Annotated in this window: 13 protein-coding genes; 11 read left to right on the top strand and 2 right to left on the bottom strand. The window is 42.0% G+C overall.

Annotated features, from left to right (window positions below):
• Positions 1 to 5 precede the first annotated feature (5 nt).
• The gene (locus C825_RS14565; protein ID WP_044214391.1) at positions 6 to 917 is read right to left on the bottom strand and encodes a FimB/Mfa2 family fimbrial subunit; all 912 of its coding nucleotides are present in this window, start codon (positions 915 to 917) and stop codon (positions 6 to 8) included.
• Complete coding sequence (locus tag C825_RS14570) at positions 911 to 1,969, bottom strand: fimbrial protein (protein WP_010803002.1); 1,059 nt, start codon at positions 1,967 to 1,969, stop codon at positions 911 to 913. The genes C825_RS14565 and C825_RS14570 overlap by 7 nt, the downstream gene beginning before the upstream one ends.
• A gap of 231 nt (positions 1,970 to 2,200) precedes the next feature.
• Between C825_RS14570 and C825_RS14575 the strand changes: the two genes are divergently transcribed.
• From C825_RS14575 to C825_RS14625, 11 genes are all read left to right on the top strand, one after another.
• Positions 2,201 to 2,479, top strand: a complete 279-nt coding sequence (locus C825_RS14575; protein WP_010803003.1) for an HU family DNA-binding protein — start codon at positions 2,201 to 2,203, stop codon at positions 2,477 to 2,479.
• A gap of 522 nt (positions 2,480 to 3,001) precedes the next feature.
• Positions 3,002 to 4,795, top strand: coding sequence for a hybrid sensor histidine kinase/response regulator transcription factor (locus C825_RS14580; protein ID WP_010803004.1), 1,794 nt, complete (start codon positions 3,002 to 3,004; stop codon positions 4,793 to 4,795).
• A gap of 237 nt (positions 4,796 to 5,032) precedes the next feature.
• Positions 5,033 to 6,229, top strand: coding sequence for a hypothetical protein (locus C825_RS14585; protein WP_010803005.1), 1,197 nt, complete (start codon positions 5,033 to 5,035; stop codon positions 6,227 to 6,229).
• Between the two features lie 134 nt (positions 6,230 to 6,363).
• Complete coding sequence (locus C825_RS14590) at positions 6,364 to 7,509, top strand: fimbrial protein (protein WP_010803006.1); 1,146 nt, start codon at positions 6,364 to 6,366, stop codon at positions 7,507 to 7,509.
• Positions 7,510 to 7,530: 21 nt separating this feature from the next.
• Complete coding sequence (locus tag C825_RS14595; protein WP_007657006.1) at positions 7,531 to 8,688, top strand: fimbrial protein; 1,158 nt, start codon at positions 7,531 to 7,533, stop codon at positions 8,686 to 8,688.
• Between the two features lies 1 nt (position 8,689).
• Positions 8,690 to 9,586, top strand: a complete 897-nt coding sequence (locus tag C825_RS14600) for a FimB/Mfa2 family fimbrial subunit (RefSeq protein ID WP_007657005.1) — start codon at positions 8,690 to 8,692, stop codon at positions 9,584 to 9,586.
• 30 nt (positions 9,587 to 9,616) lie between these two features.
• Complete coding sequence (locus tag C825_RS14605; RefSeq protein ID WP_010803007.1) at positions 9,617 to 10,750, top strand: fimbrial protein; 1,134 nt, start codon at positions 9,617 to 9,619, stop codon at positions 10,748 to 10,750.
• A gap of 12 nt (positions 10,751 to 10,762) precedes the next feature.
• Entirely contained in the window at positions 10,763 to 11,953 is a 1,191-nt protein-coding gene (locus C825_RS14610; RefSeq protein ID WP_007657003.1) for a fimbrial protein, read from the top strand.
• 220 nt (positions 11,954 to 12,173) lie between these two features.
• Entirely contained in the window at positions 12,174 to 12,965 is a 792-nt protein-coding gene (locus C825_RS14615) for a DUF6261 family protein (protein WP_007657002.1), read from the top strand.
• A 387-nt stretch (positions 12,966 to 13,352) separates the two neighbouring features.
• The gene (locus tag C825_RS14620) at positions 13,353 to 14,375 is read left to right on the top strand and encodes a fimbrial protein (RefSeq protein ID WP_010803008.1); all 1,023 of its coding nucleotides are present in this window, start codon (positions 13,353 to 13,355) and stop codon (positions 14,373 to 14,375) included.
• A 51-nt stretch (positions 14,376 to 14,426) separates the two neighbouring features.
• Positions 14,427 to 17,294, top strand: coding sequence for a DUF4906 domain-containing protein (locus C825_RS14625; RefSeq protein ID WP_010803009.1), 2,868 nt, complete (start codon positions 14,427 to 14,429; stop codon positions 17,292 to 17,294).
• The last annotated feature ends 1 nt before the right edge of the window (position 17,295 follow it).

Consider the following 17,295-nt stretch of genomic DNA (forward strand, 5'->3'; position numbering starts at 1 on the left):
ATTAATTACCATTCGACCCATTGTTCTGTCTTGTCCCAGAGACTTGTTTTGATGTGGACACTGATCTCCTGGCGCAGGTCGATCAGCAGATTGGTTGTCCGGCCGGCTGGAAGAACAATGGGATTTCCGTTTAAATCAGAATTTATACTAGCAATAAGTATGTCTTCTCCGTATTCTGTATCCGATCTTCTGTAAAGATTGACAGTTGCGTAATCCTCCCGGCTGCTGTCCGTATGGATCAGATTGAAAGAGGAGGGAGAGACAAAATCGTTGTTTGCGAGCGTGATGCCGTTTTGCTTGATTACTATTGCATTCGGGATCGGTGTCCCTTTAAAATTATATCCGTTGTTGTTCAGATGGATTGTGAAGTAATAATCTATCGCCTTATGAAGGGCCGGAAGGCCCCGGACGGTCAGATACATTCGGGCATTTTTCCTGGAAATGATTATTTCTTCATTTCTGATCGGGGATTTACCGATCTGCGCAATACCGAAAAAGAGGTCGTCCTGTGTCTGAGACTGGTTTTCGCCTTCTTTTCCAGATGCGGAGACAGTTGGGTTATCGAGGGTGTTGGAAGGTTCCAGTTGAGTGATACACTGGTTCCCGTCCAGGTTTCCCCAGACGGACAGCCAGTAGTGATCCGTATTTTTGAGAGTGATGGGTATCGGTATTCTTTGCCGGACCTGGTTCGAGTCGGCTCTGACCGTGTACCGGTATTGTTCGTCCGCATCAAAAACGAACAGAATGGCATGGCTGACTTCCCTGGAAGCGGTGATATCTTCTCCGGTGAGCATATCCACCACTTTTATAGTTATGAAATACACTTCTTCACACTCCTGCAAACCTTCACGAATACAACTTGTTTGTCCCCAGATCAACAACAACAGAACGATGGTTCTGATTGTCGATCTTACCATTCTACATCCTGTTCCAGCGGATCTTCCCAACCTTCGGTAGTGACAGTAACTTCGACTGCTGCCGGATCACCCGGACCGTCAGGATCGGTTGTTCCGCTTCCTAATTTCTTCAACGTTACATTTAATATATAACGGGTGTTCCGTTTGATGAGTGTTCCGTCGGCGGTGCTGGAAACGATGCTGTTGATACGGAACGGGAAATGGGTGGTACTCCCTTTGTATGTTCCGCTGATGGTCAACAAGGTTTCTGCTCCTGTTTCTTCGTTCGGGAATACATAGAAAAAGTTATCGAAGGATTTGGCGGTTCCGTTCGGCTGATCGGTCGTGATGGCATCCAGCAGATAGTTGTCGGGTGTGGGGATGTTACTTTCCGTACCACCGAATCCGCCGTAGAACGGTATTTCAGACAGGACAGTATTCGGCCCGATAGTTGCTTTCGACTTCGCTTTTTGGATGCTGACATGGGTCAGGACAAACGGTTCGGTGTGTCCGGCTTCGGGAGTAATGGTGACCGAACCCAGTTCGATCTTGGCAACCACGCGTCTGATACTTACGGTTACCGGGACAGGACTTCCGCTGGTCAATGTCAGTTCTGGTGACTCGCCACTCATGACAAGACCTGTTGTTGCACGGTTCGCCGGGTTTTGCAATCCGAGGTCGAAAGTGGCTGTTTCAAAGTCGGTATAGTTACTGACGGCAGGAAATCTGGCGGGGAGGTTAGCGACAACTACCACGCGCTTCGTACCGGCAGTACTCAGCCCGTCGACCTGTGTCGATCCTGCTATACCGTTATTGACAGCACCGTCTACCTCTTTTTCCAATACACCGCTGTTATAACTGAAAACGTAGACTTTATAGTTTACGATCTTCCGCTCATCGGTTTCGGTATCAGAAGTACTGCCTGTCGCTTTCGATGACAGATTTTCACCTTTCAATGTGATTGTGATAGATGCTTTCTCTTCGTTACCTCTTTCATTCATTTCGTCGTTGCTACAGGCACTCAATAAAGCCAGTGCAAGTATTCCAGTGATTAATTTACTCGTTGTTCTCATTTTATATTCTTTTGAAATGTAAATATTTTATTAGTGGTTATGACTCTGCAAAGCTACAATACTGTAAAGTTTCATCTCTTATACAAAAGTGGCGTTCGCTTATATATTCAGATCAAAAAGAAAAAACAGAACATATTATGAAAAAAATCCGGATTGTGTAGTATGATTGAAAGTCCGAACTTTGTGACCGGTATAATAAATGAATTTTTCGCAGTTAATAATTAGTAGAGAATGAATAAAACACAAATCGTTAGAATGCTGGCAGAAAGGCTGGATATAACTTTGGTAGATAGTCGTATTTATCTGAATACGTTGTTGGATATTGTAGTTGAAGGGGTAATAACTGATGAAAAAGTAGGAATCCATGAGTTCGGCAAGATATTTATTTTACCTCAGTCACGGCGATTGGTCCGGAATCCGAGAACGGGAGAGAAAGTGATGCTTAATCCCCGTAAAACAATCCGTTTAAAACCGTGTGAGGCTCTTATTGAGAAGATCAATAAGCAATGAAAATGAACGGAGTTCATACAGAACTCCATATTTTTCGGATTCAAAGGTATAAAATAATCTGATATGAACTAATTCCAGGCTTTATTTTATAACGTGACCCTTGTTTTACTCTTTTTCTTTCTCTTTTGTGGCTTTACAGGCCTGTTATTTATCCGGTATCTTTACAGGAAAAAATAATTCCAACCGATAGGGGCTATTCTTCCTCTATTCTTTTATCATCTTTCATTCTTCCTTAATAGGGGACCTTAAATTTCTGTTGAAAAACAACAGAAATTTATTGTCTATCTCTCTGAACCATAGTTCTGTATGGACTATGTATATATTGTTCTATAAAGTGTAAATCGTTGTCTGTCAGTAGTTACATGTAATTTATGTTCTACAATCGGACTCGTATGATTGGTTACTTTGAGGCAATAATCAGCAGTAAATCCATAAAAAAGATACCGAACTTCTACTGAATAGGGGAAGATATGTTAAATATCAATGATATCAGTAAATGAAAAATAGTAAATCTTGATACATATGGAAATGGTTAATCAATTTCGAACACTAATCGCTGGTCTGTTTAATAATAAACAGGAAAAAGAGGAAAGACAAGGAGACGGAGAAGTTGTGAAGCTCAAGCAAGAGAACGAAGAGTTGAAGCGGACCGTCGATACGCTGACCATCAAGAACCGTGAGATACAACAACTCATGGTACAGAAGATCAGGGAGACGGACGATTGGGGCCATGAGCATGAAGCCAAATACAAAGAAGCCATCCGGAGAGCGGAGGAATTGGAAAAACTCCATAACTCTTTCTTCGTTGAAGCGGTACATGAGATGCGTACGCCTCTCTCCCTGATATTGGGATACTTGGGACAGTTAGTGCAGAATCGTGAACTCGATGGTTTGGTTTCCACCCAGGTTCTTTCGGCCTATCGCAATACACTTGCTTTGCAGGATATGATGTATCAGTTGCAAGATATTCGCCACGGTGATGATGTCGCTAACCATATGCGAATAGCCCGCTATGATCTGGTGGATATAACGAAGCAGATATGCGACCTGTTTGTTGACTGGATTGCCATGAACAATATTGATTTTAAAATCAATACGCAGACACCTGTTTTATGGGTGTGGGTAGACCGCCGGAAGATGGAATATGCTTTGCGTACTATGTTATCCAATTCTTTGAAGAATACATTTATGTACGGGAAGATTACGATTGACATAGCAGTAGTTAAAGTCGACGGCAAGTCCTGTTGTTCCTTGAGTGTGCAGGATGACGGTCTTGATGCGCAGGACAGTGCCCGTATCGGTTTGAAGCAGATCGCAGATATGGCAGAATCGGTACATGCAAAATTTATTCAGGAGACGATGGAAGGACAGAGCGGGACTCGTTGCATGATCCTTATTCCGTTGGGAAAACGGTCTTTGATGGAATTGCCAGTCGAATTTGTGGAACCTGACAGTGACCTGGTAAATCTTAACGAACTTCAAAAGGAAGAGATTGCCGGATTCGTTCAGCTTATCCCCAAGAAGAAAGAGACCGGAAAGAAAATCCTGATTATTGACGACAGCGACCAGATCCGTTGGTTCTTGAAACTGGCTTTAGGAAAGGAATACCAGATATTCGAGGCTCGTAACGGTGAGGAAGGTGTTATAATGGCAAAAAAAGAACATCCGGACGGTATTTTGTGTGATGTTATGATGCCTGTAAAGGACGGATTCACTACCTGCCGGGAAATAAAGACGAATCCGGCAACCAGTCAGACGGTTGTTATCATGTTGACAGCCAAAGTAGAGAATGAAGATGTGATAGCTGGTATTGAAGCAGGGGCAGACGATTATATCACTAAGCCTTTCGACCTTGAAGTATTGCGTAGTAAATTGATCAGTCAGCTTAAACGCCGTGAGCAAATGAGGGCGTTCTATACCCAGTCGGCAACGGATACGGAAGATGCGGTTGTTGCAGTACCTGCCCCGTTAAATGAGATTGAAGCGGCAGGAAATGTTTTTATGAATAAAATAGTAAAGATTATCGAGGAGCATTTGGATGATCCTTGTTTTGATGCAAAATTTTTGGCAGATGAAATGAGTATGAGTATTCCGACGCTTTATCGTAGAGTAAAAGCGTTTTCAAATTGCAGCATCCTGGAACTGACGCGGAGTGTCCGTATCAAACACGCAGCTGAATTAATTTTACAGCAGCGATATTCTATTATAGAGGTCTGTGAAATGGTCGGATTCAACGATATGGCGACATTCCGCAAGCGTTTTACCGAACAATATGGGGTCAATCCATCTCAATATGGACAACCGGTAAAGGCATAAGCGTGGTATTCATTAAAACAAATGTAAACAAACAGAGGAATTTTTATCATTTAAAAATAACCTCACATGAGTGATAAATATACCGACAAGTCCTAAAAACAAAGCTTTCTACATTTGCACTGTCAACAAGAGACAATGATACAGAAAACTTAATTATTTGGATAGTCAAAAGAGAAATCTGAGAATAATAAGTATAGGGTAGTAAAATGATTTATCACTTTTAAAATATATAAAGTTATGAAATTTCAAAATTTAATTTACGCAACGATGGTTGCTTGCGCTTTCAGCGCTTGTTCAAATGATGACGATCCTAATATTCCGGATCCGGCACAGGAGTTGGATGCTACTGTAACGGTAGCGTTTAATTCGATCGGCTCTAATGGCTCTTCTTTGAAAAGCCAGACAAAATCTTCTACTAATGGGGAAGTCGGTAAAATTGGTATTGCTGTTTTTAATGATGGAGCAATGGAAAATATGGCTTCGGGTGCTTTGATCAATTACAAAGAAAGAGATGCGGATTCTGGTGTTGATACAACTGCTTGTATTGATGCAAAAGCAGGAGCTGTTAATGTTTTGGTTGTTGTGAATCCCCCAGCAAAAGTGTTCGAAGGAAAGACAAACATCGATGACTTTAAAAAGGCAATATCGAAAGCCGAATTAAGTTCTGCTCAACCTTTGATGGCTAGTGTTGTTAAAGGTTATAATTTGGTGAAAGGTAGAAATATCATTTCGTTAACTGATGAAGGATTTGCTGCTTATGATAAGCAATTTGAAGAAAACATCAAAGTATTCCGAAATGTCGCTAACATTGATTTGGAAAGTATCACGTTAAAACCACGTGCGGATTTTGCTACGGATGCCAAGTTAGTAGTAAGCAAAGCTTTTATTATGCATTATCGTAATGATGTAAAAGTTTTTGGTGCTGCTACTGCATGGTGTCCTGTTGTAAACGATACGGAAAGTGATGATAATATTGTTCCTAATTTAACAGGTGCTGAAGGTATTTATACTCACTCTTTCTCTCAGAATATTACAGGAACAAATGAAGTAAAAGTTAGTGCAGAAAATGGAGAGTTCTTTGTATATGATAATAGCTCTAGTTCTCGAATAGCTAATGTTAAGAATGCAACAGCTTTAGTTATTCAAGGAACTTATACTTATACAGCTAATAACGGTCAAACTGTAACATCAAAAGACGCTTACTGGACTGTATACATTAATAATAATGAAACAGCAAGTGAGGTTAAAAATGATAGTGGCTATACAAATTTAGCGCATTTCGGTGTCCTACGTAATGTGAAATATGCAATTAACGCAACTATTACAGGTCCTGGTAGTGATAATCCGGAAACTCCGACTGAAGCTGCATCAATAACATCAAATATTGAAATTGTACCTTGGGGCACGGTCACTCTTGATCCTAGCATCGACTAACAATCAATTATACTAGTTTATTAAGTTTAAATTTCCTTATTCGAAATTCTAACGAACCAATCCGGGGTAATTCCCGGGTTGGTTTCACTCTCAAAAAATATTCCGGTTTGACGATTTATAAAACAATATAATTTATGAATAGTAGGGTTTTATTTTACAATGTATTCCTGTTTCTCGCTTTGCTATCCTGTTCCCATGACGGGAATCCTGAGATAGACGAAACCGGAGATGCTACACTTTCATTACGCATCACGATTCCACAGATCGGAACCAGAGCCGCTGACTCCGGAATCGAAAGACTCTATGTGGCTATTTTCGGCACTTCCGGCGAGAATGCAGACAAATTGATCGTCTCCCGCGAAGTCACACAAACAAATACTGTTGAAGATATTACCCCGTTGAAAGCCGGGACTATCCGGATGCTGCTGGTCGCCAATGCACCCGAAGGTACTTTCGACGGTTTAACCACTTTGGACCAATTCCTGGCCCTTACCAAGACGATTGAAAACGAAGATACAGCCCCGACAATGAGTTCGGGAGTACAGACTTATACCTTGAAGCCTGGAAAAAATACGATCGGTTTGCAGAAGACGGGAGCCAATCAGATCTCTGCTTCACCGGTGACGATCTACCGCACGATTGCCCGTGTCTATCTGAACCAGTTGTTCCTGCGTCCACTGGAAGAATATAGCAACGGAGCCAGTTTTAAACTGGAATCCGTGTTTATGGCAAATGTCAAAAATTATTCCCGTTATATCAGTATGGAAGATTGGGGCGCTGTGGAAGTTTCCGACCCTTCCCTTCCTGATTTCTTCCTGACAGGTGCAAATCCCGACGTTGAAGGTATTTATAAGGAAGGTACTTCCAAACTGTCGGATCAGTTACATACAGCCTATAATTATGATTTCCGTACAGCGACCGACGAAACGGGCCTTATCGCCAACTGCGCCGCCAATGCTTACACTGTTTTTGAAAATATGCAGGAAACGACTTGGCATACGCTGCTGATCCTTCACGGAACTTACCGTTATACCGACAAAAACGGGACCCCCCGCAACGTGGATACCTATTATCCCGTAATTGTAAACCGACAGCACGATCAGATATCCAATGTGACGGATCATCTGTATGTACGCCGCAACGTGATCTACTCTATTGATGTCGTTATCAAAGGTCCCGGTTCTGACACTCCGTATGACCCGTCCGGTGATGCCACGCTGACAAGTATGATCGAAGTACAGGCCTGGGGTGAGATTGTGGAGAATCCTTCAATTGATTAATACAGCTAAAATAAAACTGATATGAAACGAAATAAAATATATCTGTTCTTCTTATCCGGTCTATTGCTGGCGGCCTGTTCGAAGGAGGATGAACCGGCTTCGACACCGGGCGGTGAGGATGCCTTTGCCACTGTTTCCGTAGCGGTGGACGGTATTAACGGAACGAAGGCTGATGGCGCAACAACAGATCCGGGCACTGAGGACGAGAATGAAATCTACGACCTGAATGTTGTTTTTATCAATAGTAATAACGAAGTTGCCGGTCGTGCTTTTCGCAAAATTGATGATGCTCAGGATACTATTCGTGTGGGTTTAAAAACCGGTACTTATAAATTATTGGTGATTGCAAATGCCGGAGAAATGTCTTCTTTCAAGCCGGAAGATTATTATGATAAAACAGTTTCGTTAGCTGACCAGGTAGACAAACCTGCCGGTCAGGTCGGTGAAAAAGGTTTTGTTATGACTAATATTGCCCGGGATGTAGAGATCAAAAAGACCGCGGAGAATGGTGGTCTAAACCAGTTTTCTGAGAAGGTTAAGCGGGTGGTTGGTTGTGTGGATTTAAGTCAGGTAGATATAGACAATGATTGGCTAGATAAAAATTTGAAAGGAATGAAGTTTAAACTATCCCAGGTTTTTCTTGCTAATGTTCGTCCCCTGTCTTATTTGTATGATACGAAAACAGACTGGACCTTACCCAAAGAGGCAACACCGCATACGATGGAGTTTATAGAAGACAGTTATTTATGTGGTATAGAAAAAAAACTTCAAGTAGGAGGGGAGATTGCTTCCGGTAGCGAATATGCTGAATATTTGACAAAAGCGACAGACGTTACTATAGCAGGTAATGAAAGCGAACCTCATAAAGACATCGCCCGTTTTTACGCAATGACCAATTCGTTTACTAAAGACGGAGCTACCCCGGTTATCCTTTATTTCAAAGGTAGTTGGTATGATGCGGCAGATAAGCCTGCCCTTACAAACCGTTATTATCGTATCAAACTACAGAACGGCGTTCAGCGAAATACTATTTACAAGATAGAGGCGACTCTTAAGGGTAAAGGATCCCCGGATCCGGATATAAAGGATGACGTAACATTATCCGTTACCATCACCGTAAAGTCATGGGAAGGAATAACGCTCGATGAATATACCATAAATGAAGAAATCGAAATATAATATGAAACATATCAATCATACCTGTCGATGGTTGGCAGCCGCTGTCTGCGCTTCAACCCTGTTGCTTTCCGGTTGTATCCAGGAGAATCTGCTAGCTTGTTATAAACTGACTTTAAAGGCGGAAAATGCGAAGGGCGATGACGTCACGGGAAGTGCTCTGTCAGATGCTTCCCTCTATGTTTTCGATGAAAATTACGAATATCTCCAAACCGTCCGTATGACGGAAGGGCAAATACGCAACCGCGAAGAAATCAGACTGAATTATCCGGAAGACTGTAACCTGCATGTGATAGCCTGGGGAAATTTGGCCGGACAAAATCAGACTGTCACGGAAAGCAAGTTGATTGAAGAATTGAAGATCAAACTCAAAAGCCGTGACGGCCTGGCTCAGAAACCCGACGACCTGTTCTACGGAAACCGTCTGGTGCAGACCAAAGCGGAAGGCAGCCTCTACGATAACGACACGATCGTGGTCCGCCCCAAACTTTCGGAAGTCAATATCGTGACACAAAATATCAAATATGCCTTGAGGAAATATGACTCACCGGCCGATGCCGATTGTAACTACTACGTCAACCGCACGTTAGATGCTTTCGACTATCAGGGACAGTTGACAGGCGACAGCGTCTATTACCATCCCGATGCCGACTGGGATAAGAACAAGGAATATTTCGCCCCCAACTACCGGATGTGTTCCGGCGAGAACCTGAACGTGCAACTGACAGCCGAAGGTAATACGCTGGCTGTGGCTACCCACGACGACGACGGCAAACCGCTCACCGCTCCCGAAGCCGCAGTGCTTTATGTCATCCTGCGTTTCGGTGAAGATGGCGCCCTGCTTTCCGTCCGCCAGGCGATCCGTCCCTGGGGTACGGTGGACGACCATATCGAATTTTAAATCAATCAACAATTAAATCAGTTCAGAAAGATGATCCGATATAAATTACTTTTATCCATAGTTGTTGCCATCATGTTGGCTTCTTGTTCGAAAGACGACGGGCCAGTCACACCGCCGGTCGAACAGGCCAAGCTTTCCGTCGGGTTGCAATTGCGCAGCCAGGCGGGAAGTAAGGCAACAGGCGACGATCCGAATGCCTTACCCGGCGAGAGTGACATTCACAACCTGAGCGCTTTTGTCTTCAACAGCGACGGTTCTGCATTGATCGGCTACGGGCGTGCGGAGAATCCCGAGCCCGATAAGTTGGTCATTACCGATATAGAGACTACTCCCGAACGTGTTATGCTGGTCGTGTTGGCAAACATTCCCGGAAATATAGATCGTTCCGTCGGTAACTATGCCGGTTTGCAGTCACGTTTGGCCGACCTTTCTTCACAGACGCAGGAATCATTGACTTTCAGCACACAGGTAGTCCGTACGGAACAAGCACTGGTGAAAGGGGAGGACAACCTGATCGGCTATACAGCCGGAACGAACATTGATAATCTTTCCACCCCTCTGCTGCTCACCCGTATTGCTGCTCGTGTGGAAATGAATACGATCGAAACCCGTTTTGCCGGTTCCCTGTTGGAAGGGAAAACTGTGCGGATCGACCATATCGCCCTGGCAAATGTAAAAAGTAATTCATATTATTTCAGCGAAGGGGATTGGGGTAAAGTAGAAGTTCCTTCCGGACAGGCAAACCTGCTCTATGGGGCGGGCGTCACGGAAGCCGCTTCCCTTTTTGCCCCCGGTTCTTATCCGTCCGATTATCTCGGCAGTGATTTCAGCCTGACGGTAACCGACAATACACCGAGCCTGACTCCTGTTCTCGAAACCTATGCCTTCGAAAACAGTGCGTCCGGCAATGACCCGACACTACTGGTCGTAAAGGCGACCCTGGTGGAAACGAACCAGACGCGCATCTTCACTTCGCCGATCAACCGCAACGGTGTGTTGAACGGTTACGACCACAATTTTGTGAAACGTAATTATATCTACCGTCTCCACGTCACCTTCACGGAAACGAGTTTCGACCCCGACGAGAATGACGATGCCTCGCTCGACGTCCGTGTCGAAGTGGCGGGTTGGGGATATGTACATCAAACCGAAGAAGTTGAATAAAAAATGAATGATATGAAAACAATCAATATTACTCCCTTCCTGCTGGCATTAAGCCTCCTGGTATCCTGTTCGTCCGATGGCGATGACGGTCCCGAAGTGGTCGTGCCGCAGGATGCAACGCTGACAATGGCGATCGCACCGGGTTCGATACTGACGAAAGCTGCAAAGTCCGAGACTCCGGAAACAAAGAATGGCGAGAAGAAAATCAATAATATCTGTGCCGCCCTGTTCAAAGCCGACGGTAGTTTGCTGACGACCGCTTATGTGGATTATAAGGACATACCGACGGAAACTACTCCCGACACGATACGGATCAGTGCCAAAAGCGATACGCCATACACTTACGTGATTTTGGTTAACGTCGGGAATCAGAGTTTTTCAAATTTGGATGAATTGAAGTCGAAGACCTATGATTTAGAAAATATCAAGGTCGATAACCAGCCGATGTGCAGCCGTTTTATGACTATTACAGATCAAATGCTTAAGCCGGGAGCCAACTATTGGGGACCGGATAAAGCGTTTCCCAATAAACCGTCCGGAGCCGGTTCTCTATCTGAAGAAGCGGTCAATGTCTACCGTACCGCCAGCCGTATCGACCTCGAGCAGATAAGCGTCAGTTGGAGTGGCGATAATGCCGCCGACCTGAAAGAAGCGAAAGCCCGTTTCCATCTGAAGCGGATTTATGTGATTGATGCTAAAAATGCGACCTGCCTGGCGGATCATTCAAGCACGGATGCTTCCGTGGAACTTACAGGGGAGGGACGAACTTTTCTTCACGGACGGGAGGCTGGCGAAAACTATTTTTCCGGACTCGACCTGTTTCCGGCTGTCGGTGAGAATCCTGTTGTGATCGGAGCGAATGATAGTTATGTCCCAGCGAACAAATGGCAATGCTACGTAACGGAGAATACGGAAACATCGAATCCCACAACATTGATCTTGAAAGGGGATATCCTTGAAGGAGATACTCCGATCCTGTCAGACCGCTATTTCTTTATCAGGCTGGAGAATATGAAGGGGACGGATGCCAATAATACAGACCATCTCCTTGCCGGTGTCATCCGCAATTACGTGATCCGTATCAGTGCCACGATCACCGGTAAAGGCTCTGGCGATGAAGAATATAAGGAAAATGCCTATGTCAGGGTGACCGTTACTCCCGAAGAGTGGTCGGTCGAGACACAACATGAAGATGTAAACTGATAAAAACCTTTTGCAGCGCTGCAAACCTCCCATACACTCGTGTAACGGTTCTTGCAGCGCTGCAAAAGTTCCAAACACGACTGCGCGGACGTTTTGCAGTGCTACAAAAGGCAAAACACGGTTGCGTGGACAGTTTGTAGTACTGCAAAAGCCTCAAACAGGACTGTATGGACGCTGTGCAGCACTGCAAGATCAATAAATCATTAAAATCATAAATAACATGGAAATTAGCACAATCAGTGTCGGCCGTATGAATAACGGAGCACACTATCTTTACAATGTCGATTTTTATAGCCGTATCGATGCCGATACGGCAGTGAAAGGTAAACTTACGGAGGTTTTGCCCGCCTACAAACAAGCCATCGACAATGAAGATATCGCCTTGAAAATTTCGCAGAAAAGCCTGAACTCAGACAAGATAGACGAATATGATAAACAACGTGACACGCTTTTCATGGCGATAAAAGCGGTTGTGAAGGCACAAATGTCTGTTGCTGATCCGGGAGTTCACGATGCGGCTGTCAAGATCAACCAGTTGATCATTGATTACAAACTGAATGTAAGAGGCCAGTTGGATAAAGAGACCGGTCTGTTGATCAACATTATATACGACCTGGAAAATAAATATGCGGCAGAAGTTCGTAAACTCGGACTGGAACTGTTTCTCACCCAGTTGAAAGAATCAAACCTCAATGTCCGCAATTATACCGACAGCCGTAATAAAGAATTACTCGACAAACCGGATTATAAATTGGCCGAAGCCCGTAAAGCGACCGATGCAGTTTATCAGGAAGTAGTCCGGCAGATCAATGCGCATGCCGTATTGGAAGGGGATGCCCTTTATAAGAACCTGATCGCATTACAAAACCAGGAGATAGTACATTATAAGCAGCAAGTTTTGAAACAATCTGTTCCCCCGTCGACCGGAGGTCCGGTTCGTCCCACCGAACCTGATACTCCTACTGACCCGGAAACCCCGGGAGGCGGAGGCGACCGTCCGGAAATTGAATAGATATTGAATAAATAGTTAGTGTTGTATTTTTGAGAAGAAAAGGGGAACGCAGGTCATCAGCCGGTCGTTTCCCTTTTTCTGTAATAAATGCCACCTTTAGGAAGGTATTCATAAAAAACATCGCTTTTCTCAGTTACCAAGGCATTTTTATCATTCTTGTGAGAATAATTTTTTGTTGACTTTTTTCGATCGTTTATTTTCGCTTAATCCCCCTATTTGACAGGGTAAATTTATCGTTTTCATAGGGTGTTTTTATCAAAATCAAGGCTTTAAAAAATACCGTGCCACCCTGTAATATTTGCCTATCATCCACTATTTGCCGTCGCCGTACATTTGCATTGTAATCGTAAGGGTAAAATTTTAATTCGATAAAAAACATTCATTCCTATGAACGCAAAAAATATCATCTCAGCAATTTTAATGGTTCTGTCATTCGCAGCCTGTTCTTCTGATATCGAAGGTTTCGACGACAACATGACAAACAACAATACAAACAACGGCGAAACTTCTATATCTGTACGCATGGTGATGGAAGGGGTTAGCACGAAAGCAGGTACAACGATTGACCCTACAACAGAAGAAGCTGCTATCAAAAATTATATTATTGCTGTATTTGAAACAAAATCGGGAGAACGTGTCGGTTATTTGAAAGGTTCAAATAATACAAATGATATAGATGCAACGAAGTCTGGCGTTACTGGTTTAACTATCGGTGGCATTGATTGTAAAGCAGGTATTGTCAATGTTGTTGTTATTGCGAATTTAAACACAGATGATGAAGCGAAATTTGATGCGGTTTATACATATAATGAATTTAAGGCACAGACCGTAAATAGCTTGGATAGACTGGTAAAAGTTGGAGAGGAAAGTAATAAAGAAATATCTCTTGATAATAATCAAAGTAAAGCTATCACAGTAAAACTATCACAGCTTACAGCACGTGTTAAGGTAAGTTTTGGTGAAATAACGGTTAATGGAGATAACACAGGCGTTACAGCAGTCTTTAAGCCATTGAGCTTTCGGGCCAAACGACAAAAGAGTTCAGCAGTCTTTTCTCCGATAGCCGGTGAGGGTGAATTAGGTGAATCTGTAGATTTGAAGGGAGCAGAAGAGTTCTCTTTCTATACTTATATGCTGAAAAATCCTGAATTATTCGTATCTGCCAATATATTGGTTTCTAAAAATACTGAGACTGGAACAAATGAATCTACTATCTCCAAAAACAATGTCTCGGTTTCTTTTATTAAAGATGGAGTTCAACAGTCTGTTTTAAAGAGTGGTAAAGCATATAGCATAAAAATCAATGCAACTATAACAATCAGTGTCAAGGAAGATATTCCTTGTAATGTGGAATTTTTATATACAGTACATGAAATCGAGGATATTGAACAAAATATCGAATTTAGTTAATTCTTTACCATTCAAATGAACCATATATTAACAAAATAAATACAACTTGTTATGATACACTCTAATAAACACATAATCTATTTTCTGGCAGGTTGCTTGAGCCTTTTTGCCTCTTGCACTGACGAAGAAATGATTAACAAAGAAATCGAAGTAGAAGAAGGAATACCTGTAACTACTACGTTATCATTCGGAGCATCAAACATCGTAAAAGTCGAAACGAAAGCAACCGATATTGATAAAGATAATAAAGTCAATTCATTGGCTATATTGGTATTTAATAAAGAGAAAGAAAAGGTGGGAAAAACTCATTTTGTTACTTCTCTAACAGATGAAAAAGTGACGATAGCAACCTCTTCTGGTAAAAGATATGTCTATGCAGTAGCCAATTACAAGAGTTCTCTGTTCGATTTGGAAAGGGAACTGACCAATATTAAATCACAGGATGACCTTAAAAATCTTTCTGTCAAACTATCGGAAAATAACATGTCTGTGCTCGACGATCAGTTTTTGATGAGCGGTGCATTTGTTGGGAGAAAAGATGATGAAGAAGGACTTTGTATTATCGGAACGGATGGACAAATCAAAAATCTGGACTCCGATAATTCAACTTCAGGTAAGATAGACTTGAAGCGTATCATGGCATCTGTTAAATTCAACGTTTCTTGCGGTAATACCGAGGCTACTTTCGTGGCTGATAGCTGGCAGGTGAAGAATATCCCGCAAAGGTCTAATCTTATTGAACAGAAAAGTGGTGATTATGCAGGTGGTGAGGGTGATTATTTGGCATCAAAGTTAAACTCAGCTTTTAATATAGACGGTAACACTTATAGTTTTTCCTTTTTAATGATGGAAAACCGGAAACAGCCGAAAAGTACTTCTGTTTTTGAATATGATGAGAGAGAAAAAATGAGTGATTCACCGGAAAAGTTTTCAGTGGCAAATGACCATTCGACTTATGTCGTATTAAAAGGTACTTATACAGGTATGACATCGGAAGAAGTAAATGGGGATGTTAAAGAAAAGAACGTGAAAGCTTTCACAACCTATTATGTACATTTGGGTGACTGGCGTTCTAATTTGTCAGATTTTAATATATTTCGTAATAATCGTTATACTTATAATGTATCTGTCAAGTCAGTAGATAAACTGATTGTCGAAGTAATAAAAGATGATGAAGTTTGGGGTGGTGACGGTGAAATCTATTTGTCGACAACCAATGTCAGAACCTTTGATGCGCATTATGGAACGACTGTTATTTCTTTTGATAAAACAATGATCAAGGATTTGATATATGGGACAAGAACGGAGCCTTGCTCTAAAGAAGCCTTTATTGAAAATTTTAAGATATTGGCTTCAACTCCTGAAAATAACTTTAGTTCAAATAATACGGATATAAATTGGGTTCAATATAAAAGAAATACTGCCGGTTATAACGGTTTCATGAAATATAAAGAGTCTATATCAGATGAACCTTTGAATGCAGATGGATTTAGATCAGATCTGTATGATGCATGTATCAAAGATGAAGGTTTTAGTTTAGACGATTCAATTCGCTATACCTGCTTTATTGATGAATATTATTATGTAGGAAAACCTCTTCGTGAGTTTATTAATCAACAACCCCGTACTATTCAAATTTGGACTTATTACAAAAAGAATGAAGAACCGTCTAGTAACAGTTCTGTCAGTATGGCTGCCTATACTTTCTCTCAGTATTCCATCTGTACGATTTATGATTTGGATAAACTGGATGCTGATGAAAAAGTCAATGGTTGGGGCACGGAATGGACACAGGAGGGATCAAACTTGCCAACTGTTATTGAGAAGAATAATAATCATAATAGCTTTGATCTTTCTAGTACATATAGCAATGATCTTTTGCAAGGACGTAATAATATGATTGCTCAATTGTCAGATTTGCAATCATGGGAAACCTATGTTAATTTTAAAAATAATGAGATACAGGCTCAATATAAATATGCAGAATATGCTTGTTTAAACAGAAACAGGGATTTGAATGGAAACGGTCAATTGGATAAAGATGAAATACGTTGGTATCTTCCTTCTATTAATCAATATATGGGATATTCAATGGGAGATAATGTATTGCCTGAAGAAGTCCGCTTATTTACGGGAAATACTTATGATCGAACATATATTTATCTAAGTAATACTGTTGTGGAAAAAAACAAGGCAAGTGGGCAAGGTGGGGGGACATCTCCTGATTACGACACTCAAGTCTTTTGGGCATGTGAGGGCTCTTCTACGGGGTATTATAGGGCAGCTGTCAGCGAGTTAGCGGGATATGGTATATCATTATCGGAAATGCCTTATCGTTGTATTCGTAATTTACGAAGCGTATCGGAACCGGTGGATGATTTTGTTGTCCCTTCTGAAGGTACGCGAGCACCATCAGAACCAGCTGTTTTCAATTATTTAGATTTTACTTATTTGAATCCAAGAGCAATACGTGCACAGGTAAATCAGGCATTGACTCCTTATCACAAAAATACAGATGAAGAGAATCGTCTGCCTGAGGGTTTGGAAATAGCTCAATTAGAGAGCGGTTATGATTCAGGAACTTGGATAATACGTTCAATAAGTTCTATAAATGCAGTTGACACAAATCCTTGCGAGGATAAGAATAAAGGATGGCGTTTACCCAATCAGAGAGAATTAACAATTATGACTTCTCATGTAGCAAGACTAAATAATGGAAATGTAATAAAGGGTGAGTATGATTTTGAAGCAAATAGTTTAGCCTGTTGTACGATGGCTAAATACTCGGATTCAAATTGGAGGGTTTATTTCACTTATGTAAATGATCAATTGGGATCACATAATATGCTGTTAGGGGGCCCTGATAAGAATCATTATTATCGTTGTGTCAGAGATAAAAAAATAACAAAAAATAAATAAC

The organism is Parabacteroides sp. ASF519 (assembly GCF_000364265.2).
Lineage (GTDB): Bacteria > Bacteroidota > Bacteroidia > Bacteroidales > Tannerellaceae > Parabacteroides > Parabacteroides goldsteinii.